Source organism: Pseudomonas sp. DCB_BI (assembly GCF_026240995.1).
Classification (GTDB): domain Bacteria; phylum Pseudomonadota; class Gammaproteobacteria; order Pseudomonadales; family Pseudomonadaceae; genus Aquipseudomonas.
The window spans coordinates 167,434-191,694 of record NZ_JAPFCG010000009.1 but is presented as its reverse complement, the minus strand read 5'-3'; the positions used below and the strand labels follow the sequence as shown (position 1 = coordinate 191,694).

Here is a 24,261-nt window from a genome sequence, read left to right as displayed (position 1 = left end):
GTCGGCAGTTATGGAGAGTTGCACATGCACATCTACAAAGTTGGCGGCGCCGTGCGCGACCGCCTGCTCGGCCGCCCGGTCAGCGATATCGACTGGCTGGTGGTCGGCGCCAGTGTCGAAGAAATGCTCGCCAAGGGCTATCGCCCGGTCGGTGCCGATTTCCCCGTGTTCCTGCACCCGAAAACCGGTGAGGAGTACGCCCTTGCCCGTACCGAACGCAAGAGCGGGCGTGGTTATGGTGGGTTCACCTTTCACGCCAGCCCCGACGTGACCCTCGAAGAAGACCTGATCCGCCGCGACCTCACCATCAATGCCATGGCCGAGGATGAAGCCGGCACGGTGTATGACCCGCACAACGGAAAGCAAGATCTGGATCAACGCCTGTTACGCCATGTTTCCCCGGCGTTCGCTGAAGATCCGCTACGCGTTCTGCGCGTTGCCCGCTTTGCTGCCCGATACGCCCCGCTGGGTTTCCAGGTTGCCGACCAGACGCTGGAGCTGATGCGCCAAATCAGCGCCTCGGGCGAGTTGCAGGCACTGACCGCCGAGCGCAGCTGGAAGGAAATCGAGCGGGCGCTGATGGAAGCGCAGCCACAGGTGTTCTTCCAGGTGCTGCGCGATTGCGACGCCCTGCCGGCCCTGCTGCCTGAGCTTGCTGACGATGCCCAGGCCTTGGCGGCCCTGGAGCAGGCTGCGGCACATGAACAGCCCCTGCACGTGCGCTGGGCCTGCCTGCTACGGGGGCTGGCACCTGCATCGATCAAAGCCGTCAACCAGCGCCTGAAGGCACCGCGGGAATGTCAGGAACTGGCCCTGTTGACAGGGGAATGCCTGGCGCAAGCCAATCAGGCGCGGGAACTGCCTGCCACGGCACTGCTGGAGCTTTTGCAGAAGTTCGATGTTTACCGACGGCCACAGCGGTTCGAGGATTTTGTGGTCGTTTGCGAGATGGCAGCGCTGGGCGATGGCGAGCAGGGTTATCCACAGGGCGATTACCTGCGGGGCGCAGCCGTGGCGGCGCGCGCGGTGGATGTGAAGCCGTTGGTGCAGGCCGGGCTGACGGGCCAGGCACTGGGGGAAGCGCTCAAAGCTGAGCGGCTGAAAGCGCTTGAGGCTTACAAATTCAGTTGACCAGCGCGGTATCTGTGGGGGCGGCCTTGAGGCGCGCCCACAGATACCGTGCCGCGCCAGACCGTCAGGCAGGCGTCAGCTGCAACCCGCGCCACTCGAAGGCGACCGGGGCCAGTACCTGGTCAATCTGCGCCTCTTGCCACAACTGGGCCATGGTTTTGCCCGCACCCGGATGCATCAGCTGAGGGGCCAACAACGACAGCGGCCACAGCACGAAAGCGTTCTTCAGGATCTCGGCCCGGGGCAACACCAGCCCATCGAACGTGCCATGCAGGTCGTCATACATCAGCACGTCGATATCCAGCGGCAAGCCTTTGCGGTCCGGCGCATAACGGCCATTATCGGCCTCGATGAACTTCAGCCGACGGTCCAGCTCCATCAACGGCAACGCGGTTTTTCCGGTGACCACGAAATTGATGAATGGGCCGCTCTTGATCCCTACCGCCTGGCTTTCGAACGCCGGCGAACAGCGCATGTCGGTAAGGATGCCGGCCAGCGCGTCGAGCCCGGCACACAAATGCGCCTCACGGTCGATATTGCTACCCAGGCCCAAGTAAACCGTGCTCAGAGACATCCGCGCTCGATCTCCACGCCTACACCACCACGGGCTGCCGGTACCGCGCCTGGCTTGGTCAGTTTCAAGCGCACCCAAGGGATGTGGAACTCGTCCATCAAGGTGGCCACCAGGCGCTCGGCAAAGGTTTCTACCAACTCGAAACGGGCCTGCTCGGCAAACGCCTGGATGCGCGCCGAAACGCTGGCGTAGTCAAGCGCCAAGTTCAGGTCATCACCAGCGGCCGCCGGGCGGTTGTCCCAGGCAAAGCTCAGGTCCAGGCGCAAGCACTGGCGAATATCCCGCTCCCAGTCATAGGCACCAATGACGGTATCGACTTCCAGGCCTTCGATGAACACTCTGTCCAAGCACTTCTCTCCACAGCACGACAAGGGCGACTGGCGCCGTTAGAATCAGGGCGTCCTCGCCCGGAATAGTTAGCATGTTTTGGTTACTGGCGTTGCTCGCCTACCTGCTCGGCTCGCTGTCCTTCGCCATTGTCCTCAGCCGCCTTTCGGGCAGCCCGGACCCGCGTTCCAGCGGCTCAGGCAATGCCGGCGCCACCAACATGCTACGCCTGGCAGGCCGTAAAATGGCGATCCTGACCCTGCTTGGCGACCTGTGCAAGGGCCTGGTGCCAGTATTGCTTGCCCGCCTTGCCGGGCTGGACCTGCAGGCACAGGCCTGGGTGGGCGTGTGCGCGGTGCTGGGCCACCTGTTCCCGCTGTATTTCTGCTTCCGCGGCGGCAAGGGCGTGGCAACCGCCGCCGGCATGCTCATGGGCCTGTACTTCCCGGCTGCCCTGCTGGCCATCGGCGCCTGGCTGCTGACCTTCTACCTTACCCGCACCAGCTCGCTGGCGGCGCTTATCGCCACGCCGTTGACCCTGCCATTGCTGGCCTGGCGCGAGCCAGAGGCGCTGCTGCCGATCAGCGTGCTGACGGTGATGATTGTCTGGCGCCACCGCAACAACCTGCGCGACCTGTTTGCCGGGCGCGAGCGCCACTTCTGATCGTTACAGCGGCGGCAACTGCTCCATCGGCCAACGCGCCTGCACGCTGATCGCCAGGTCCTGCTGCTGCCCGGCCAGCAGTCGCTGGCAACCGGCGTAGGCGATCATCGCGCCATTGTCTGTGCAGAACTGCGGACGCGCGTAATAGACGTTGCCTTTCATGCCGGCAAGCATATCTTCCAGCGAAGCACGCAGTGCCTTGTTGGCGCTTACGCCACCCGCAATGACCAGGCGCTTGAGGCCGGTCTGCTTGAGGGCACGCTTGCACTTGATGGTCAAAGTCTCCACCACCGCCTGCTGGAATGCCAGGGACACGTCGCAACGGGTTTGCTCACCGTCGTCGCCAGCATCCTTGCATTGCTGCCAGGTGTTCAGCGCGAACGTCTTGAGGCCGCTGAAGCTGAACTCCAGGCCCGGACGATCGGTCATCGGCCGCGGGAACACGAAGCGGCCAGGCACGCCCTGCTCTGCCAGGCGCGCGATTTCCGGGCCGCCTGGGTAGTTGAGTCCGATCAGCTTGGCAGTCTTGTCGAATGCCTCGCCAGCGGCGTCATCCAGGCTCTCGCCCAACAGCTCGTACTGGCCGATACCATCGACCCGGACCAGCTGGGTGTGACCGCCAGAAACCAACAAAGCGACGAACGGAAACGCCGGTGGGTTTTCTTCGAGCATGGGCGCCAGCAGGTGGCCTTCCATGTGGTGCACGCCAATGGCCGGAATGTCCCAGGCAAAAGCCAGCGCCTGGGCGCAGGAGGCGCCGACCAGCAAGGCCCCGACCAGGCCGGGGCCCGCGGTGTAGGCGATGGCGTCGATTTCGGTGGCGACACAGCCCGCCTCGTCCAGCACCTGGCGGATGAGTGGCAGCATGCGCTTGACGTGGTCACGCGAGGCAAGCTCGGGCACTACCCCGCCAAAGACGCGGTGCAGGTCGATCTGGCTGAACAGTGCGTCGGCCAACAAACCGCGCTCACTGTCGTATAATGCGACGCCAGTTTCGTCGCAGGATGTTTCCAATCCCAGTACTAGCATGGGTTCGTCCCTTGTGGGGGCTGAGTTCGAAGCCGCGCATGATAGTCCCCGTGTCGGATGCCGACCAGCGGTTTTCGATCAGAGGCTTTGCATTCCGGCTTGCTAAGGGTTAACATCCGCAACCCTTGAAAACCGACGTTCTCCAGCACACCTTTGTTTTGCCAGGAGCACGTCTACCCCGGTAATGAATTAAGGTAGCCCTGGATGCCAGCCGTCAAAGTTAAAGAGAACGAACCCTTCGACGTAGCTCTGCGTCGTTTCAAGCGCTCCTGCGAAAAAGCCGGTGTACTGGCTGAAGTTCGTAGCCGCGAGTTTTACGAGAAGCCGACCGCAGAGCGTAAGCGCAAAGCAGCAGCTGCTGTTAAGCGTCACGCCAAGAAAGTTCAGCGCGAACAGCGCCGCGCCGTTCGTCTGTACTAATACAGACGTTCATCGCAAAGCTTCTGCCCTGCCCGGCTAACCGCCGGGCGATGGCAGTGGTCGTTTTACACTTGGGCAGCTAGCCCAAGGCCCTGCACAAGCTTCATGCGAACTGCATAAAGGGCAACCTGCCTGAAACGTCAGAGCTGGTCCTCCTTGCTGTATGACCAGACGTGCACGTCCGACTGACGAGCCCCCAGGGCTGGCGACGAGCACACATTCCCTCGCACTTCCCCAAGCGGCACCCGCCCCATTCGGCGCGCGAGCGATTAGACTTGCCAGTTGCCAGATGACGAGACTGCCATGGCCGGGCTGATTCCCCAGAGTTTCATTGACGACCTGATCAACCGCCTCGACATCGTCGACGTGGTAAGTTCGCGCGTCCAACTGAAAAAGACCGGCAAGAACTACTCCGCCTGCTGCCCGTTCCACAAGGAAAAGACCCCTTCCTTCACGGTCAGCCCCGACAAGCAGTTCTACTACTGCTTCGGCTGCGGCGCCGGTGGCAACGCCCTGGGCTTCGTGATGGACCACGACAACCTGGACTTCCCCCAGGCGGTCGAGGAACTGGCCCGCGCAGCAGGCATGGAAGTACCCCGCGAACAAGGCCGCCGAGACAACAAGCCCCGCCAGCCTACCGATTCGCCGCTGTACCCACTGCTGGATGCCGCCTCGGAATTCTACCGCCAGGCCCTGCGCAGCCACCCGACTCGCAAGGCGGCGGTGGATTACCTCAAGGGCCGCGGCCTGTCCGGGGAAATCGCCCGCGACTTCGGCCTGGGCTTTGCCCCGCCCGGCTGGGACAACCTGCTCAAGCACCTGGGTGCCGATACCCTGCAACAGAAGGTGATGATCGACGCCGGCCTGCTGATCGAGAACGCCGAAAGCGGCAAGCGCTACGACCGCTTCCGCGACCGAGTGATGTTCCCGATCCGCGACAGCCGCGGGCGCATCATCGCCTTCGGTGGCCGGGTGCTCGGCGACGACAAGCCCAAGTACCTGAACTCCCCGGAAACCCCGGTGTTCCACAAGGGCCAGGAACTGTACGGGCTTTACGAAGCGCGCAAGCACAACCGCAACCTCGATGAAATCATCGTGGTCGAGGGCTACATGGACGTCATCGCGCTTGCCCAGCAAGGCCTGCGTAATGCCGTGGCCACCCTCGGCACCGCCACCAGCGAAGAGCACCTCAAGCGGCTGTTCCGCGTGGTGCCCAGCGTGCTGTTCTGCTTCGACGGTGACCAGGCCGGGCGCAAGGCCGCTTGGCGAGCGCTGGAGTCGACCTTGTCGAACCTGCAGGACGGCCGCCGTGCGCGCTTCCTGTTCCTGCCCGAAGGCGAAGACCCGGACAGCCTGGTGCGCGCCGAAGGCACCGATGCCTTCATGGCCCGCATCAACCAACACGCCCAGCCGCTGGCTGACTACTTCTTCGAGCAACTGGGCGTCGAAGCCGACCCGCGCTCGCTGGAAGGCAAGGCGCACATGGCAACCCTGGCCGCACCGTTGATCGAAAAGATCCCCGGCGCCAACCTGCGCCAGTTGATGCGCAACCGCCTGAAGGAAATTACCGGCCTCGACCCACAGCAGGTAGAGCAACTGGCGCAGCAGGCGCCAGCTGCCAACAGCGTGCCGGACTACGACCCTGGTTATGACTATGACGCCATGGCCAGCTACACCCCCGACTACGGCGACATGCCACAGTACGACCATGCCCCTGTACACCAGGAGCAGGAGTGGAAGCCGAACAAGGGTGGCAGCAAGAAGCCGTGGAGCGACAAACCGTGGGACAAGAATCGCAAGGGCGGCAAGCCCTGGCAGCACCGCGACGAAGCGCCTCCGCGGGTGCCCGCGCCGGTTGAGCCACCTACGCTGGCGGCCCTGCGCACCTTGCTGCACCACCCACTACTGGCCGGCAAGGTTGAAGACGCCAGCCACTTCGCCGACGAAGAACACCTGTACAGCCAGCTGCTGGTAGCACTGATCGAAGCCGCACAGAAAAATCCTGGGCTAAGCTCAATGCAGTTGATCGCACGCTGGCATGGCACCGAACAGGGCCGCCTGCTGCGGGCCCTGGCAGAAAAGGAATGGCTGATCGTGGCCGACAACCTTGAACAACAGTTTTTCGACACTATAACTAGCTTGTCCGCCCGCCAACGCGAGCGCAGCCTGGAACAACTGCTCAGGAAATCACGTCAAAGCGAATTGACCAGCGAGGAAAAAACCCAGCTCCTCGCCCTGCTGAGCCGGAATGTTCCCGCACAAACGCCGACCTCATCTGGCGCGTGAGGCCCATGCTCGGGTATAATCCTCGGCTTGTTTTTTGCCCGCCAAGACCTTCAGTGGATAGGGTGTTATGTCCGGAAAAGCGCAACAGCAGTCTCGTATCAAAGAGTTGATCACCCGCGGTCGTGAGCAGGGCTACCTGACTTACGCGGAGGTCAACGACCACCTGCCTGAGGATATTTCAGATCCAGAACAGGTGGAAGACATCATCCGCATGATCAACGACATGGGGATCAACGTATTCGAGAGTGCTCCGGATGCGGATGCCCTTCTGTTGGCGGAAGCCGACACCGACGAAGCCGCGGCCGAAGAAGCCGCTGCTGCGTTGGCGGCAGTTGAAACCGATATCGGCCGCACGACCGACCCGGTGCGCATGTACATGCGCGAAATGGGTACTGTCGAGCTGCTGACACGCGAAGGCGAGATCGAAATCGCCAAGCGTATCGAGGAAGGCATCCGTGAAGTCATGGGCGCTATCGCCCACTTCCCGGGTACTGTCGACTACATTCTCGGCGAATATGACCGCGTCACCGCCGAAGGCGGCCGTCTGTCCGATGTCCTCAGTGGTTACATCGACCCTGATGACAATATCGCCGCCCCGACCGACGAAGTGCCGGTCCCCGGTGCCAAGGCCCCTGCGGCCAAGGAAGAATCGGACGACGAAGACGAAGAAAGCGAAGGCAGTGACGACGAGGAAGAGGCCGAAAGCGGTCCCGACCCAGTTGTCGCAGCCCAGCGCTTCGGCGCGGTCAACGACCAGCTTCAGGTCACCAACAAGGTCCTGAAGAAAAACGGTCGCGGCCACAAGGAAAGCATCGAGGCCCTGCAGGCCCTGGCTGACCTGTTCATGCCGATCAAGCTGGTACCGAAGCAGTTCGAAGTACTGGTTGAACGTGTACGTGACGCCTTGAACCGTCTGCGCCAGCAAGAACGCGCCATCATGCAGCTTTGCGTCCGTGATGCCCGCATGCCACGCGCCGACTTCCTGCGCATGTTCCCGAGCAACGAAACCGACCAGACCTGGAGCGGTGACCTGGCCAAGCGCAACACCAAATGGGCTGCAGCCCTGGGTGAAAAGGACGCTGCCATCGTCGCTTGCCAGCAGAAACTGATCGACCTTGAGACCGAAACCGGCCTGACCGTTGCCGAGATCAAGGAAATCAACCGTCGCATGTCGATCGGTGAAGCCAAGGCCCGCCGCGCCAAGAAAGAAATGGTCGAGGCGAACCTGCGTCTGGTGATCTCCATCGCCAAGAAGTACACCAACCGTGGCCTGCAGTTCCTCGACCTGATCCAGGAAGGCAACATCGGCTTGATGAAAGCGGTGGACAAGTTCGAATACCGTCGCGGCTACAAGTTCTCGACCTATGCCACCTGGTGGATTCGTCAGGCGATCACCCGTTCGATCGCCGACCAGGCACGCACCATCCGTATTCCGGTGCACATGATCGAGACGATCAACAAGCTCAACCGTATTTCCCGGCAGATGCTGCAGGAAATGGGTCGCGAACCGACCCCGGAAGAGCTGGGCGAGCGCATGGAAATGCCTGAGGACAAGATCCGCAAGGTACTGAAGATCGCCAAAGAGCCGATCTCCATGGAAACCCCGATCGGTGACGACGAAGATTCGCACCTGGGCGACTTCATCGAGGACTCGACCATGCAGTCCCCGATTGACGTGGCCACGGTCGAAAGCCTGAAAGAAGCTACCCGTGACGTGCTCTCAGGGCTGACCGCACGCGAAGCCAAAGTGCTGCGCATGCGTTTCGGTATCGACATGAACACGGACCACACCCTTGAAGAGGTGGGCAAGCAGTTTGACGTAACGCGTGAGCGTATCCGTCAGATCGAAGCGAAGGCGTTGCGCAAACTGCGCCACCCGACTCGCAGCGAGCACTTGCGCAGCTTCCTCGACGAGTGATGACAAAACCCCGGCCCAGGCCGGGGTTTTTCTTTTCCGCCTGTCGCGCAGAATCCGGTTTTTATGGTGATCGTTGCAGGAGCGGTGCATGCCATGAAGGCAATGTGCCCTACCCAAGGCCGCAAGGCCCTGTTGTATCGGACAAAAGACCCCTCCTTCCACCGTACACCTGCCGCAATGCCCGTCTACACTCGACTTCAGACCATCTGAATGCGAGGCCGCCATGCCCTTCAAGCCGGCCATCCTGTTGCTGCTCCTGGTTTTGTGGAACACAACGGCCGGCGCGCTGACCCTGACAGACGAGGAGAAAGCCTGGCTGGCTGCCCACCCGCAGCTCAGCCTGGGCGTAGACGCCTCTTGGCCACCGTTCGAGTTTCGCGACCAGGAGGGCCGTTACCAGGGACTGGCCGCCGATTACATCGCCACGATCCAGCAACGCCTGGGCGTAGCGTTCAAGCCGGTCGAGCCCAGCAGCTGGACCGAGGTACTGGCGCAGGCGCGGGAAAACCGCATCGACCTGCTGCCAGGCATCATGTCCACCCCCGAACGCCAGGTTTACCTGGCCTTCACCCGCCCCTATCTCGATTTCCCCATCGTGATCCTCGCGCACAAAGGCGGCGCGCAACCGCGAAACCTGGATGACCTGTATGGCCTAAAAGTCGCGGTGGTCGAAAACTACGCGCCGCACGAGCTGCTACGTACCCACCACCCCGATCTCAACCTGGTCGCCCTACCCAACGTCAGCTCGACGTTGCAGGCCTTGGCCACTGACCAGGTGGACGCTGTCGTCGGTGACCTCGCGTCAAGCATCTGGAGCCTGCGCCAGTTGAAGCTTGATGGCCTCTATGTCAGCGGCGAAACGCCATACCGCTATCAGCTGGCCATGGCCGTGCCCCGCAACAACCAGGTGCTGGTCGGCATTCTGGATAAAGTGATGGCCGACATGAGCAGCAGCGAAATCAGCCAGATCCAGCAGCGTTGGGTGGGCAATGTGGTCGACCAGCGGATGTTCTGGTCGGACTTGCTGGTTTACGGCTTGCCGACAGTGCTGTTGTTGATGGGCGTACTGGCCGTGGTCATCCGCATCAATCGCCGGCTCAGCTCGGAAATTTCCCGACGCATTGCCTTGGAACAGGAGCTGCGCAGCAGCGAGTACCACTATCGCGGCCTGGTCGAGAGCCTGTCAGCCATCGCCTGGGAAGCAGATGCCAACGACTTCACCTACAGCTATGTATCACCGCATGCCGAAGGCCTGCTGGGCTACCCTCTGGCTGACTGGCTGAAACCTGGCTTCTGGCGCAACATCCTGCACCCGGAGGACGCCCTCTGGGCTCAGGCGTACTGCGACAGTGAAACCGCAGCCGGTCGAGACCACAGCCTGGACTACCGGGTAATACGTGCCGATGGCCAGCCACTGTGGGTGCGCAATATTGTCAGCATGATCGAGCACGGCCATCAGCCGGTAATGCGCGGTTTGATGATCGACATCAGCGAAACCAAGCGTACCGAGGACGCCCTGCGCCTGTCAGAACAGAAGTTCGCTTCGGTGTTCCAGCAGTGCCCCGATATCCTGCTGATAGCGCGCCACAGTGATGGCTGCCTGCTGGAGGTAAACGAGGCTTTTGAAGAACAGATCGGCCTGACGCCGGGCCAGGTGATTGGCCGCACAGCCACCGACCTTAACCTGTGGGGTGTTGAAGGCAGCGGGCCGCTGGTGCTCGAACGCTTGCACCAGGGCGGTATCCGCAATCTGGAGATGAGCTTCCGCCGTAGCAACGGCCAACTGTTCACCGGCCTGACCTCCGCCGAAACCTTCGAACTCGACGGCACGCCGGCGCTGGTGGTGGCGGTACGCGACATCAGCCAGCTCAAGGAAACTCAGCAGCAACTGCAAACCTCGGAAGAAAAATTCGCCAAGGCGTTCCATGCCTCGCCCGACGGCCTGCTGCTGTCACGCCAGAGCGACGGTTTGCTGCTGGAAGTAAACGAAGGCTTCTGCCGCCTCACCGGCTACGACCTCAACCCGACCATTGACCAGACCTCACTGGACCTGGGCATCTGGGTCGACCTCAACGAGCGCAAGCGCCTGGTGGACCAGCTCAACCGCGACGGCTTCGTGCGCGATTTCACCTGTCATATCCGCCGCAGCGACGGGCAGATCCGCCTTTGCGAGCTGTCTGCGCGGCCGCTGCCGATTACCGGCGTGGACTGCATGCTGACCATCGCCCGTGACATCACCGAACGCCACCTGATGCAGGAAAAACTGCAGCTGGCCGCCACCGTATTCGAGAACACCGCCGAAGGCGTGCTGATTACCGACATCGACCAGCGCATCAGTGCCGTCAACCGCGCCTTCAGCGAAATCACCGGCTACAGCGAGATCGAAGCCCTCGGCCAGACCCCACGCCTGCTCGCCTCCGGCCAGCACGACAGTGCCTTCTATGTCGCCATGTGGCACCAGCTGACCGCTGAAGGCCACTGGCAGGGCGAAATCTACAACAAGCGCAAGAACGGTGAACTGTACCCCAGTTGGCTAACCATCAGCGCCGTGCGCAACAGCGAACGCGAGGTCACCCACTTTGTGGCGGTTTTCGCCGACATCTCCAGCATCAAGCACGCCCAGGCCAAACTCGACTACCAGGCCCACCACGATCCACTGACCGGCTTGCCCAACCGCGCCCTGTTCGAAAATCGCCTGCAGGCTGTGCTCACCTGCGCGCAGGTATCCAACCGCCAGGGCGCGGTGCTGTTCCTCGACCTCGACCGCTTCAAGCACATCAACGACAGCCTCGGCCACCCGGTCGGCGACTTGCTGCTCAAGGGTATCGCCCAGCGCCTTAAGGAGCAGGTACGCGACGTAGACACCGTGGCCCGCCTGGGCGGCGACGAGTTCATTATCCTGCTGCCCGGCCTGCACAAGCCGAGCGACGCCAGCACCATCGCCAACAAACTGCTGGCCTGCTTCAACGCACCGTTCCAGGCTGGCGAGCACGAGTTCTTTACCAGCGCCAGCATCGGCATCAGCCTTTATCCACAGGACGGCACCGACGTCGCCACGCTGATCCGCAATGCCGACGCCGCCATGTACCGCTCCAAAGCCAAGGGCCGCAACCGCGTCGAAGCCTACACCCTCGACCTTACCGCCCAGGCCAGTGAGCGCATTGCCCTGGAACATGAACTGCGCCGCGCCGTGGAACGCAACGAAATGAGCCTGTGCTTCCAGCCCAAGCTCAGCCTCAAGACCCAGAACCTGGTGGGCGCCGAAGCGCTGATCCGCTGGAGCCACCCGACTTTCGGCGAAGTGCCGCCAGAGCACTTCATCCACCTGGCGGAAGAAAACGGCACCATTCTCCAGCTCGGTGACTGGGTGCTGGAGCAAGCCTGCCGGCAGATGCAGGCCTGGAAGCAGCACTACGAACCATTCGGCCCGCTGTCGATCAACCTCGCCGGCGCCCAGCTACGCCACCCGCACCTGGCCCGGCGCATCGAGCAACTGCTCAAGCACTACCAACTCAAGGCCGGCGACTTGCAGCTGGAGATCACGGAAAACTTCATCATGAGCCAGGCCGAAGAGGCCCTGGCCGTGCTGTACCAGTTGAAGAAACTCGGCGTACAGCTGGCCATCGACGACTTCGGCACCGGCTATTCCTCGCTCAGCTACCTCAAGCGCCTGCCACTGGACATCCTCAAGATCGACAAGTCGTTCATCCGCGGCCTGCCCGACGATCCCCACGATGCCGCCATCGCCCGCGCAATCATCGCACTGGGCCGCAGCATGCAGTTGACGATCATTGCAGAAGGTGTGGAGAACCAGGCCCAGCAGCGTTTTCTGGCGGCCGAAGGGTGCGAACAAATCCAAGGCTACATCGTCAGCCTGCCGCTGCCGCCAGAAGAGTTCGCAGCTACGTTTCTTCGCATAGCACTATCGGATCTTTCAGATGGCACAGCTGCGAAACCCTCGTTATAATCCGGCCACTTACTGAGGGCCTATAGCTCAGTTGGTTAGAGCAGAGGACTCATAATCCTTTGGTCCACGGTTCGAGTCCGTGTGGGCCCACCAACCTTAAAGCCGCGTATTACGCGGCTTTCGGCTTTTTGGGTTTGTGGCAGCCGGATCAGTCCTATGGTCCGAAGGTACAAATTAGGTACAGTGCGGCTTCGCTTGCACGCCTTTGGAGTCCTTCAGATGGCCACAATCGTCAAAACCCCTGCCGGTACCTGGAAGGCCGTCATCCGCAAGACCGGATGGCCGACCAACGCCAAAACCTTCCGCACCAAACGCGACGCTGAGGATTGGTCACGACGTACCGAAGACGAGATGGTGCGCGGTGTGTACATCCAGCGCAGCGGCTCTGAGCGCATGACGCTGGAAATAGCGCTCAAGCGCTACCTGACCGACATTACACCCACAAAGAAGCCTACGACTCAACGCGGTGAGATCTCCAAGGCTAAAAAGCTAACGGAGCATCTGGGCAAGTATTCTCTCGCAGCCCTTTCCGCTGAAACCATTGCCAACTATCGCGACAAGCGCCTTAACGAGCCAGGCCGCGCAGGCACGACCAGCAACAACACCGTTCGCCTGGAGCTGGCTCTACTGAGCCACGTTTTCACGGTCGCTATCCAGGAGTGGGGGCTCGGCCTGACGTTTAACCCCGTGTTGAATATACGCAAGCCAAGCCCCGGGGAGGGTCGCAATCGTAGGCTCTCGCCGGATGAGGAACGGCGGCTGTTCGCAGAGGTGAATCGGCACAGCAATCCAATGCTTGGGTGGATCGTTGGCATCGCTCTGGAAACTGGTATGCGCTCAGGTGAAATCGCGTCGCTACGCAGAACTCAGGTGGATACAGAGCGACGCATCGTAAGACTGGTCGACACGAAAAATGATGGTCAACGAACTGTGCCACTGAGCAAGCGAGCCACAGAGCTTTTCAGAGCCGCGATGATGAATCCAGCTCGCCCTAGCGAGTGCAACTTGGTGTTTTTCGGTGAGCCCGGTAGAGATGGAAAGCGCCGCCCCTATGCGTTCACAAAAATCTGGGGGCTGTTGGTTAAGAAGCTCCAGCTATCCGACTTTAGATTTCACGACTTGAGGCATGAGGCTGTCAGCCGCTTGGTGGAAGGTGGTCTTTCCGACCAAGAGGTATCAAGCATCAGTGGCCACAAATCGATGCAAATGTTGAAAAGATACACACATCTACGTTCCGAAGATCTAGTAGCCCGGCTGGACAACATGTCAAAGAACAAAAAAGTTTAGCTAAAAAAATCAAAAAAGCTTAGCTAAACCCCAGCACTATAGCCGCACCACACGAGGTGAGGTTCAAATTTAGCGGCTAAAACAGCTACGACTTTAAATAAGTTGAGCTAAAACAAGAACGGAGAACTATAGCTAAACTATCCCGCTGTCAAGCCAATATTCAAAAAGTTCTTTATAAATTTGCGCTAGGTGTCATAGGATATCCGAAATTAAGCGGAGGACACCTAGCATGACCACTGAAGAATATATACGCGACTTATTCTCTGGGGCTCCACTCTTGTCCCTCGAACAGCTTGCGGAGGTGCTACACAGAAGCAAGGATGGCTTGAGGATCAGTCTGAGTGGCGACAATGAGGTATCGAGAAAATTCCTCCCCTGTAAGGTGAGAATTGGCAGGAGGATTTATTTCAGAACCGCAGATGTAGCCAAGGTGCTTGAGCAGGGCTGACGAAGATGTCTATATCCCTAGTTGTAAAAAGAAAGGTATCCAGCCATTTCACAATCATCCCTAACGATGTAATAAGCGACTCAAACCTGAGTTGGAAATCGTTGGGCCTACTTGTGAAATTACTATCACTACCTCCAGGCTACCCATACCTGACGGTGGAATCGCTATCTAAGAAAAACGGCACTGGTACAGCCGCAACCAGGAGCGGATTACAGGAGTTGGAGGACGCAGGCTACTTGAGTATCAAGCGCACCCATGACTCCCGAGGCCGATTCGCAAAAACGGTATGGCATATATCTGACGAGCCCAATAGCCAAGCCTCCGCTGCACCATATTGCGATAACCCGAACATGGATAAACCGCACACGGAGCAGCCGCACCTGGGGAAACAAGCACATATAAATACTAACAAAGCAATAAAACCAAGAAATAAGAAAACTACTACGTCCCTCGACGATGTACCGGTAGCCGATGGTCCGCCACTGCGGTTGACGGCATTGGTATCAGCTGAAACGAGAAGCCAAATTTTCAAGGCGCTGGAGCAGGTTGCTCCCGTTGACCAGCAACGCATGCTGGACGAACTGTCGGCTGCGATCAAAGCGGGATCTATCAAAACCACAGCAGTCCGGTGGTTTCACGGAATCATCAAGCGATATCGAGATGGCAGCTACAACTTCAAGGACCGAGCACCTGCGGGGAAACCTAGGCGTGACGATAACGCACCTCACTTTACCTCGACAGACAACCCGGAAATAGGCCCGTCAAGTGTCAAGAACGAGAACCGGTCGACCGTAGGAAAGGAGTACTTGAAGAAGTTAAGGACAAATAGGTCTAGCTCTGGCACATCACCAGTCCGAATTTTGACAAATGAGAAACCAAGCCCTAGCTCTGAGATTTAGTCATCCATGAGGTTGAGATGAAACCCCTTACCATACGGATCGCGGAACGAGTAATCGCGACCTACCCTCCTTCAGACCCGAGTACCAATTTGGCCAAGTTCATCTTGCTACGCGAGGAAATTCTGCAAGCGATTGAAGGTGGTTGGTCCTTACTAGGGATCTGGAAGACCTTGCATGATGAAGGATCTATCGACTTTGGCTATCAAGCTTTTCGTCGTTACGCCAGGAAATTACTACCTATAAACTGCGGTGTTCAATAGCTATTGAGCACCGTTGCTTAGCCGAACAATCGTTGCCCTAAAGTTCAAAACCCGATCATTTCCTTTGTTGAAGCGATCAGCTAATAATTAAACGCTGTAGCATACATGTTGCGCGCCTGAGTTCACTACTGACGCTCATTTCAGCTACACGAATATTCAGGGCAAGACAGGTGAAGTTAGCTAACCGATAAGTCGGTTAGCTAACTTCACGTTGGCGTATTCGCGCCTACGGCGCTCAATGCTATCTTGCTCTGTGAAGCGGTAGCTGCAGCAACGCTGACAACGGAAGGTCAGTTGAAGCGCACCAATGAGCGAAAGAAATGCATTCGAAAAATCTGGAGAAACCTCTTCGGTCGCTCACATTTGCCAAGGAAGAGGCATTCTGAAAACCTGATCGCGTCCCTCCACAACGCTAAAACCTGCAAAAATATTGACTGGCCCACGATCAACACTTCACTAGCCATGCCCAGATGTTTAGAAGCATTTTCGGACACATGGCAAGCCGGCTTCACCCATCAGCGGTACGATGGCAGACGGCCGCCCCCATTAGGCTCCAACACATTCGAGAGTCGAGAGAGCACGGCTCATCTAGCGTTCACAGCAGAGGTTAGGTCGTCCATCAGCCATGGACAAAAGCCCTACCCCTCTTGAGTCAGCGCGATCAATTCGCCATCATCAGCGACGGAAAAGTATGGGGATCTCGACACACCTGGTCGGGCATACCCGATAACACCATCCAGAAGATCTAGGCAAGGAAGGCAATGAACAACGGCCCCCGGCTGTACCCATTTCGCGACAGCCTAGTTTGGCTGAGTTCGAAGACGCGAGTGATCGGCCGACTCAGGTCTCCACGGGTCAAACGCCAGATAATTCAGCCACAGGTACGCCGGCCCACCTCCTGCTGTGTCGGACAAGCGAGCCTGTCGCCGCCTAGACAGAGTCACGTCCTACCTCAACGGACAGGCCGACAATCTGCTCCACTAACCTTGAGGACCTGGGTGCGCAAAAGGAATATGAGTGATTGGCTCTCAAGCAGCGAGCGCAGGTACAGTGGAGACAGGTACAAGATCCACTATATTACAGAGCGAACAAGCAGGCGAAATATATTCAAATTGAATTGAATTGAATATGCCAATCCATCAAATTAAAGCTGAGCGCCATTAGAAATGCAAAAAAAGACCACATCGTTCCGGCCTAAAGCAAGAATAATGGAGCTGCTTGGCGAGCAGCTTATTAAGAATCATACCCTAGCACTTTTCGAACTAGTTAAAAACTCATATGACGCAGATGCCTCCGAAGTCAATCTAAACCTTGTGAACATAGATAAAGACAACGGCACAATAATAGTAAAAGATGATGGCTACGGAATGAGTTTTCAGACTGTAACAGAGGTCTGGATGGAGCCGGCGCACGGCCACAAATTAGAAAAAAGAATTAAAGGCATAAGAACTGAAAAAGGACGATTACAAGTAGGAGAAAAAGGAGTAGGACGGTTTGCTGTTCACAGGCTTGGCACGAAGATATTGATGGTAACACGAGCTCAAGGCCAACCTGAAGTAGTTGTCGATATAGACTGGGAGAGTTTCTCCAAATCCGAATATCTAGACCAAGCCAAGATAGATATTTATGAAAGACCACCAGAGGTCTTCATGGAACGCAGCACCGGCACATATATAAAAATCTCCAACCTTAAACAAACCTGGAAGCGCGGCGACATCAGAAGACTTTACAGATCAGTAAAGGCTATGACTCCTGCCCCCCTAGAAGTAGAAGGTAACGAGAGAAAAAAAGAAGATGGATTCGAAGTAAACTTCAAGGTCATACCCGAAAAAGATTGGTTAACAGACTTGTTCGACCCTGTACTCGCAGAAAGCCAGAGCCTGTTTAGTTTTGACTTTGAACTATCAAACAGCGGCCTTAGCTATACTTACAAGTATACTCCTTATTCCGCTATAGTTGCCGACTATAAAGACATCGTGACTGGCAGGGAAACTCCAATTGACCTTGCCTCTTTCGAGTTCTTCCGCTTCCGACATCCTGAGGACGGCGAAAACTGGAAGGAACGAAAGAAGAGGCCATACAAACCAGATCTTTATAGAACGTCCCCACCAGATAATCCAGGTTTGGAAATAGGCACCCTCAAAGGCCGAATTATTGGGTTCGACTTCGACAAAGAAATCCTTCGCTACATTAAAGATGAAGCCGGAGGACTAGAAGATTACGTAAAACAACAAGGCGGAATAAAAGTTTATAGAGATGGACTCCGGGTATATAACTACGGCGAGCCGGGTGACGACTGGCTTGGACTCGACCATCGGAGGATTCAAGGTCCCACAAGAAAATTTGGTAGCAAACAGATAATTGGCGAGCTACATCTTGAGCTAGACGGAAGTCCGGGACTACAGGAAAAGACAAATCGTGAAGGCTTCGTTGAGAATAATGCCTACAACGAACTTGTATACGCGATGATCTGTATCGTTTCTCAATTTGAAGCAGAAAGAAATAAAGACAAGCGAAAACTGAAGGATGCTCTCAACACATCTCCCGGAACGCCGCACGGGAAGAAAAAAGAGAGCATTGAAGAAATACTGAATGAGCTAGAGCAAACGGTATTAAAGAACAAAGAACTAGACCAACAGATAGGACAGTTGGTAAGGGGTGTTGGCAAAAGCTATAGAGAAACAAGAGACGTAATGCTTTCAGCCGCTGGAGCTGGACTTGGGTTGGTCACTGTATTCCACGAGCTGGAGCGTGGCGTAAAAGGGCTTAACTCGAGTATCGCAGACGGAGCACCATTAGATCAACTGAAGCAAATGTCTAACGAGCTAGTCTCTATTCTGCAGGGGGCCATGTACATGGTCAGCAATAAACGAATGGAGGAAATGAGCGCATCGAGCCTCGTACAATATGCCCTACTGACACAACAGAGAAGATTTAAACGACATAAGATCACTTTCTTAGATGGCTTCAAAAATTCTCCTCATCTAGACTTCAAAATTAAAGGCATGAGAAGAATGCTCACCTCGGCCCTGGTGAACATAATAGATAATGCCATATATTGGCTCGACGAAGTAGAGACCGAACGCTGCATATGGATTTCTCCATCTGCTGAGCTTGAGGCTCCATCGATAATCATTGCTGATAATGGACCCGGCTTCATTGATGAACCTATAGATTTAGTACAGCCATTTCATACCCGAAAACCGGCAGGAATGGGGATCGGCCTCTATTACGCAGACATGGTGATGAAGTCTCACGCAGGGCGGCTTTCGTTCCCAAACACAGATGCAGTCGACAGGCCAAAAGTAATAACTGGAGCCTGTGTCGGCCTAGTATTCAACAAGGAAGCTTAAAGTGCTCAATACCGGTCACGCGCTAGTCATCGACGACAAATATGATGACGGCATGCTTATATGCACTAGACTAATCGACAGCTTAGTTCCGTGTTATTTTTTTCAATATGATGAAAAGAAGCTGATCGAGCATCAACATCAAGATAAGCCTAAAATCAATGGAGTTAGGATTATTTTTCAAGACTTGGCTCTTACATCTCCAGGCGAGCCAAGCAAGACAGATTATGATGCCGCCGTAGCCACAATCGAAGCAGTAGTATCTGAGCACAACGGCCCATGGCTTCTTGTAACTTGGTCCACCTGGGCCGGAGCGGAAAACAATCTCGGCACAACTAAAGCCGAAGAGATTTTCAACCATCTGCGTGAAGAGCTTCCCGCCGGGCTAAAACCATTTTCATATGTAGTACTAGATACCAAACCACAGTATAGCAAAGCCGGCTTACATGGCGACGTACAGAAGGTTGCCGATATAAAACCTGAGCTCCTCCAGGAGCTTTCCCAGCATATCAGTCAAAAAACAAACATTTATCCAGCGACAACAGCCCTAATAAACTGGGAGTTTGAAGTATTCCGAGCAGTTTCAGAAACAGTTTCAGAGATCACGAGCTTCATTAAACCCGGCGCCAACTTTGATTCAGACCTGGGAAGTATTTTACGCGAGATGGCCCTCGCTGAAATTGGGAAGAATGTCCACCCTGAAAATTTCTCGAAGGGCTTAAAAGATATTTTATCCTCAGTGCTGAGAGACAAAATAAAGGACACCAACAGCGGAATTGAAAATTTTGAAGAGCTTGATGCAGAAAAAATATTAAGACTGGAAAACTGGAAAGCAAAAACCAATAGAATCATCCATTTAGAGCTCTCCACACCCTCTCCAGCATTGCCTCCTGGCAGTATCGTAGATATATCACAACACTTTAATCTACTGCCTGGTGACATAGGCACAATCGACGAGCTAAACAGCTTTATTAGAGCAAACTTCTTCATGTTTGGCCGAGAAGAAAAAAAGCCAAAGAAAAATGAAGTTAGCAGCAATTGCACTGTCGTTGCCCTAGATATCACCCCGCCCTGCGATCACGCACAAATCAAGTCAACATGGAACAAGTATTTGGTCGGGGTTTTAGTTCCTGAACAATACATAGATTACTGCAAACTCATAGACAAGGAAACCGGCCAGAGAACCAATAAACTACTCGGCGATTACCTTGTATGCCTACCCGAGATGATGAATTCCGACGGAGGCAAATACTTTTTCACCTTCAACGCCCGACTGACATTTTCGATAGACACAAAGAAAGCCAATGAAATATTTGCAGAGTGCTATAAAGGGCGGCTTAGAGAACAGATACTGGGTGATATAACAAGCTGGTTAATTCGCCAAACAACGCGACCTGGGATTGTTGAACTCAGATAAAAGAAGCCCCTATCAAAGGGGCTTTTTTTATGCTGCATTTAGACAAATTTTTTGTTTAATCAAAGACTGTACTATCGCCTCCATAACCGGCGAGCAAACAGCATTCCCCATCAGTTTTACTTTCTCGCGTCTTGTTACGTCTGGGAATCTATAGTGCTCAGGAAAACCCATGGCCTTGCGCAACTCATCCGGCTGCAGCATCCGCATCATATGGCCATTGGACGTTGGGACTACATAAGCGAAACGGTCGATAGTCGTAACCGTGCGCAATGGCTCATCCATACGCTGCCAACCACCACCACCGTCAGAGCCGTAGTAGACGATGAGGAACGCTTTGTTCTCTCCCAGCTCGGCTATAGCCCTATCAGCTCGTGCAAGCGTGTCTTTAGCGCGCCGCGGGGTTCTGAGCGGAGTCATCTTATATGTGCCTTCCGGCGCCAAAATGTCCCAGACGTTACGATAAAACGGATTCAGGGGTTCTATCGCCTCAGGTTGACCTCGCAGTTCAGCAATCATGAACAGCCGCCTTCTGCGTTGGGCAACGCCGTAGTGGGAGGCATCAATGATCTGCTCATGTACGTTGTATTTGAGCTTCTCCAGAGCCTTCTTCAGCTCGCCATAGCGCGACCACGGTTTCATATGCACCACGTTTTCCAGGGTGATCCAGCGAGGCTTCATAACCTTCGCGTATCGGATGACCTGGAAAGCAGTATCACGACTTTCATCCGAACGTGGCTTGTTACCACGGGCGCAGGTGTGGTGGGTGCACTCAGGGGAGGAGATCAGCAGATCTATGGGCCCTGTCTTGGCTAGAACCTGCTTTGGAGTGAGCTTGCGAAGATCCTGCTCGAAGACGTGGGCTTCAGGGAAATTGAGACGAAAAGACTCGACTGCCGGCCCCCAAAGATCTACCCCCCCGACGATCGTGGCGCCGCCTTCACGGGCACCTAGGCTGGCACCGCCAGCACCGCAGAACATATCAAATGCGCGTATCTGATCCATTGGAAAACGTTCCATTTTATCGTTGTAGCCAGGTTACCAGGTTACCGGCACCATTCAAGTCCTTACGACTAAGGAGCAGTCTAAAAAATGAGCAGCAACCAAGTTTTTTCTTTGAGCGAGCTGGAGGGTGCCGACCTGCTGATTGACGCCTGCTACGCCGGCAGTCGGAAAGGCAACGCAGGCGATGAACCACTGACGCATTTATTGAAGGTCAGCAATGAAGGCGGTTTCCGCATCAGAGGGAAGCGAGACGATCCGTTGCTCATCACGTTGGTGTCCAGCCTGCAGGATCCTGACTGGCCTGATGAGCTAGATCTCTCAACGGGTACCTTCACCTATTACGGTGATAACAAGGAGCCTGGCCGCAAACTAGATCAGACCAAGCGCTACGGAAACAACCTGCTTGAGCTGATCTTTGAACGTCTGCATTCCGGCCAGCGAGAGCGTATACCTCCCATTTTGGTGTTCACCAAAGCCGGAAATTATCGAGACAAAATCTTCCGCGGCTTGGTCGTTCCAGGAACCATCGGGAGTACCCATAACGATGACCTGATCAGCGTCTGGCACACCAGTGAGGGGCAGCGCTTTCAGAACTATCGAGCGACCTTCACTATCCTGGACATCTCCAAAATTCCCCGTGCATGGCTCAGCGACATTATCAATCATTCAATCCGTGGGATCGACAGCAAACACGCCCCGAAGGAGTGGATAGATTGGATCAAGAGTGGACGTTTCAAGCCACTGATTAGTAAGCGCACCCAACCAATACGGTCGAAAGCAGAGCAGTTACCCTCCTCAGCTTCAGAATTTCGGATGCTACAGACTCTGCATAGCTACTTCCAAGAAGACCCATATGCCTTCGAGGTCTGCGCAGCTCACTTGGTCAGGCAATGCCTGCCAGATACGGTCGAGCTCGATCTGACCAGACGCTATCGGGACGGAGGACGCGATGGTATTGGCAAATTACGCATTGGACGGCCAGAGTCATCGGTTCTGGTTGACTATGCGATTGAAGCAAAGTGCTACCAGCCTGAAATTTCGGTAGGTGTCAGCAAGGTTTCACGATTGATATCACGGCTCCGGCATCGGCAGTTCGGGGTTCTGATCACCACCTCGTGGGTGAACTCTCAAGCCTACAAGGAGATCGTAGAAGATGGACATCCCGTGATGATTCTTTCGGGAAGGGATATTGTTGAGTTACTCAAGGAGGCTGGATTGCAGAGTGCAACCGAGCTGACCAAGTGGCTCAAGACTAGCTTCCCCATCGAGCAGGCCTAAAATGTGCGCGGACATCGTCTCACCAGCTCAACGCTCCAGCATCATGAGGCGAATCCGTGGCAAAGATACGAAGCCGGAGATCATCGTGCGTTCGACTTGCCATGCGATGGGTTTACGTTTCAGATTACATCGCAGAGATCTCCCCGGTTCGCCTGACTTGGTATTTCCGAAGTTCCATCTGTGCCTTTTTGTACATGGCTGCTTTTGGCATCGTCACCCCAATTGCAGATATGCCTACACACCAAAATCTAGATCTGAATTTTGGCTGTCAAAGCTCTCCAGAAATGCGGAGCGGGATCTAGAGGTTCAAAAAGCCTTGCGGTCTCTAGGCTGGAGCACAGAGGTGATCTGGGAATGCGAGACCAAAGACCTGGGGCGGCTACACAGAAGACTCGAATCAATCTTTTCCTGAAAGCATGGCCTTGCTCTCTTGGGGCGTCACAACCCAGTACACCAGCGGTACAGTGCCCAGTTCGGACTTTCTCTGTTAAATTACGCTAAACACCAGCAACGATGGTGCTTTCAGCTTACGGTACATGCGCTATGCTATGGTCGATTTCACCGGGCTTGCAGTGTTTCTTGGCAACTCATAATCCTTTGGTCCACGGTTCGAGTCCGTGTGGGCCCACCAGATACCAGAAAGCCGCGCAATGCGCGGCTTTTTCTTGTCTGGCGATCAGATGGCTACGCTCGCATCTCCATCGTACGCAGTAAGGTAGGGACTGTTCCTTGCCCATCGCTGCCAGGCAACGATCCCCTACCCCTCCCGCAACCACATCTTGACCTGCCGCTGGTTATAGAAAGTCATACCTGCCGGAATATCTCGGTTAACCAACGACATCGCGCCAATCACCACGTCATCGCCAATGTCGATACGGTCGGCAACGATGCAACTGCCGGCACCCATGCTGACGTTGTCACCAATGCGCAGGGCGTACTCATCCAGCCCCAGGGTCTTGATGCCGATCGAGCAGTTCTGGCGGATGAAGAAATTGCGCCCGATGCTCACGTGCCGGGTAATCACCACACCCGGCAGGTGCGCGATGCGCAGGCCGGGGGCGATCTGGGCGCAGATGTCGATATCCACGGCGTACTTCAGGTTGAGGCGCTGCTGCATGCGCCTAGCGTGGCGCCGGGCAAGGCCACCGCCAGCGTCCAGATATTGGGCCAGGCGGTAGGCGAAGAGAAAACGTAGTTTGTTGTCCTTGCGTGCGCGGCGCAGCACGTTGAACAGCAGGCTGATGCGGCGTCCGGGCCTTTTCTTGTTGGAGACTTCCAGTCGCCAGCATTCGAGCAGGTGGTCGAGGTTCACGCTCAGGTTCCAGTTGGACTAGCACTTCATCATGCCGAATTACTGCCGAAGACGCAGCCCCCGGAGCGTATGCGTTCCCATTGTGGGACCGCGTTAGCAGGGGGTGGGGAACTAGCCTTGCCCTGACTGGCACTGGCTGGCTAGGCTATCAGGCCAACCGTAGAGACTTGCCATGTCGGACTTCCGCTCCATCACGCTGGATGAAATCGACCGCCAGCTGATTGCCCTATTGCAGATCAACGCCCGCGAAAGCGTTGCCACCCTCGCCCGCCAGCTGGGTATCGCCCGCACTACCGTCAACTCGCGACTGGAGCGGCTGGAGAAGAACAAGGTCATTTCCGGCTATGGAGTACGCTTGGGCCAAAGCGTGACAGGCGGCGGGCTGCAGGCGTATGTCGGGATCAAGGTGCAGCCGCGTTCCGGGAAGGAGGTGGTGCGGCGCCTGAGTGCCATGGGGCAAGTGCAGCAGCTGTGTGCGGTAAGCGGCGAGTTCGACTATGTGGCCTGGTTGCGTACAGACTCGCCTGAACAACTGGACCAATTGCTCGACCAGATCGGCAGCGTCGACGGCGTGGAAAAGACCACCACGTCGATCATTCTCAGCAGCAAGGTGGATCGCGGGCAACCGCTGTGATCAGTCAGGCCTCCTGCCCGTAGAGCAGTCCCTCCCTTTGTGGTGGGTTGCAGTTTGA

General features: G+C 56.3%; 19 protein-coding genes and 1 tRNA gene. 15 read left to right on the top strand and 5 right to left on the bottom strand.

The features are described from left to right. Positions 1-24: 24 nt before the first annotated feature. Positions 25-1,131: a multifunctional CCA addition/repair protein gene (locus OO258_RS12265; RefSeq protein WP_266030686.1), complete on the top strand. Its 1,107-nt coding sequence runs from the start codon at positions 25-27 to the stop codon at positions 1,129-1,131. A 64-nt stretch (positions 1,132-1,195) separates the two neighbouring features. Here OO258_RS12265 and folK read toward each other — a convergent pair whose 3' ends face one another. Continuing rightward, entirely contained in the window at positions 1,196-1,705 is a 510-nt protein-coding gene (folK, locus tag OO258_RS12260; RefSeq protein ID WP_266030685.1) for a 2-amino-4-hydroxy-6-hydroxymethyldihydropteridine diphosphokinase, read from the bottom strand. Beyond that, positions 1,696-2,052, bottom strand: a complete 357-nt coding sequence (folB, locus tag OO258_RS12255; RefSeq protein WP_004576188.1) for a dihydroneopterin aldolase — start codon at positions 2,050-2,052, stop codon at positions 1,696-1,698. Before folB ends, folK begins: the two co-directional genes overlap by 10 nt. Positions 2,053-2,126: 74 nt before the next feature. On the opposite strand from folB, the gene plsY reads away from it, so the two are divergent. Next, a complete protein-coding gene (gene plsY, locus OO258_RS12250) occupies positions 2,127-2,696 on the top strand; it encodes a glycerol-3-phosphate 1-O-acyltransferase PlsY (protein ID WP_266030684.1) in 570 nt (189 codons plus the stop codon). Positions 2,697-2,699: 3 nt separating this feature from the next. On the opposite strand, the gene tsaD is transcribed toward plsY, so the two are convergent. Beyond that, positions 2,700-3,725 carry a tRNA (adenosine(37)-N6)-threonylcarbamoyltransferase complex transferase subunit TsaD gene (gene tsaD, locus OO258_RS12245; RefSeq protein ID WP_110745858.1) on the bottom strand — a complete coding sequence of 342 codons (1,026 nt, stop codon included), beginning with the start codon at positions 3,723-3,725 and terminating at the stop codon, positions 2,700-2,702. A 204-nt stretch (positions 3,726-3,929) separates the two neighbouring features. On the opposite strand from tsaD, the gene rpsU reads away from it, so the two are divergent. The 10 genes from rpsU (at position 3,930) to OO258_RS12200 (ending at position 19,977) form a co-directional block, all read left to right on the top strand. Then, positions 3,930-4,145 (top strand): 30S ribosomal protein S21, encoded by a 216-nt coding sequence (rpsU, locus tag OO258_RS12240; protein ID WP_003255575.1) that lies wholly within the window; start codon positions 3,930-3,932, stop codon positions 4,143-4,145. A gap of 303 nt (positions 4,146-4,448) precedes the next feature. Then, entirely contained in the window at positions 4,449-6,431 is a 1,983-nt protein-coding gene (gene dnaG, locus OO258_RS12235; protein WP_110745859.1) for a DNA primase, read from the top strand. 67 nt (positions 6,432-6,498) lie between these two features. After that, positions 6,499-8,349, top strand: coding sequence for an RNA polymerase sigma factor RpoD (rpoD, locus tag OO258_RS12230; protein ID WP_266030683.1), 1,851 nt, complete (start codon positions 6,499-6,501; stop codon positions 8,347-8,349). Between the two features lie 223 nt (positions 8,350-8,572). Beyond that, entirely contained in the window at positions 8,573-12,316 is a 3,744-nt protein-coding gene (locus OO258_RS12225; RefSeq protein ID WP_266030682.1) for a bifunctional diguanylate cyclase/phosphodiesterase, read from the top strand. Between the two features lie 16 nt (positions 12,317-12,332). Further along, a tRNA-Ile gene (locus OO258_RS12220) sits at positions 12,333-12,409 on the top strand. A 126-nt stretch (positions 12,410-12,535) separates the two neighbouring features. Beyond that, complete coding sequence (locus OO258_RS12215) at positions 12,536-13,603, top strand: site-specific integrase (RefSeq protein ID WP_266030681.1); 1,068 nt, start codon at positions 12,536-12,538, stop codon at positions 13,601-13,603. A gap of 229 nt (positions 13,604-13,832) precedes the next feature. After that, positions 13,833-14,051 (top strand): hypothetical protein, encoded by a 219-nt coding sequence (locus OO258_RS12210; RefSeq protein ID WP_028633554.1) that lies wholly within the window; start codon positions 13,833-13,835, stop codon positions 14,049-14,051. A gap of 916 nt (positions 14,052-14,967) precedes the next feature. After that, a complete protein-coding gene (locus OO258_RS27670) occupies positions 14,968-15,210 on the top strand; it encodes a TraK family protein (RefSeq protein ID WP_416309207.1) in 243 nt (80 codons plus the stop codon). Positions 15,211-16,376: 1,166 nt separating this feature from the next. Further along, a complete protein-coding gene (locus OO258_RS12205) occupies positions 16,377-18,563 on the top strand; it encodes a sensor histidine kinase (RefSeq protein WP_144179849.1) in 2,187 nt (728 codons plus the stop codon). Between the two features lies 1 nt (position 18,564). Further along, positions 18,565-19,977 (top strand): hypothetical protein, encoded by a 1,413-nt coding sequence (locus OO258_RS12200; protein ID WP_266030679.1) that lies wholly within the window; start codon positions 18,565-18,567, stop codon positions 19,975-19,977. Between the two features lie 27 nt (positions 19,978-20,004). On the opposite strand, the gene OO258_RS12195 is transcribed toward OO258_RS12200, so the two are convergent. Then, a complete protein-coding gene (locus OO258_RS12195) occupies positions 20,005-20,979 on the bottom strand; it encodes a DNA cytosine methyltransferase (RefSeq protein WP_144179847.1) in 975 nt (324 codons plus the stop codon). An 87-nt stretch (positions 20,980-21,066) separates the two neighbouring features. Between OO258_RS12195 and OO258_RS12190 the strand changes: the two genes are divergently transcribed. Next, a complete protein-coding gene (locus OO258_RS12190) occupies positions 21,067-22,257 on the top strand; it encodes a restriction endonuclease (RefSeq protein ID WP_029615452.1) in 1,191 nt (396 codons plus the stop codon). Between the two features lies 1 nt (position 22,258). Next, the gene (locus tag OO258_RS12185; RefSeq protein ID WP_266030678.1) at positions 22,259-22,669 is read left to right on the top strand and encodes a very short patch repair endonuclease; all 411 of its coding nucleotides are present in this window, start codon (positions 22,259-22,261) and stop codon (positions 22,667-22,669) included. Positions 22,670-23,014: 345 nt separating this feature from the next. Here OO258_RS12185 and OO258_RS12180 read toward each other — a convergent pair whose 3' ends face one another. Continuing rightward, the gene (locus OO258_RS12180) at positions 23,015-23,569 is read right to left on the bottom strand and encodes a serine acetyltransferase (protein WP_266030677.1); all 555 of its coding nucleotides are present in this window, start codon (positions 23,567-23,569) and stop codon (positions 23,015-23,017) included. A 172-nt stretch (positions 23,570-23,741) separates the two neighbouring features. On the opposite strand from OO258_RS12180, the gene OO258_RS12175 reads away from it, so the two are divergent. Beyond that, on the top strand, positions 23,742-24,203 hold the full coding sequence (locus tag OO258_RS12175) for an Lrp/AsnC family transcriptional regulator (protein WP_110745867.1): 462 nt from the start codon (positions 23,742-23,744) through the stop codon (positions 24,201-24,203). The last annotated feature ends 58 nt before the right edge of the window (positions 24,204-24,261 follow it).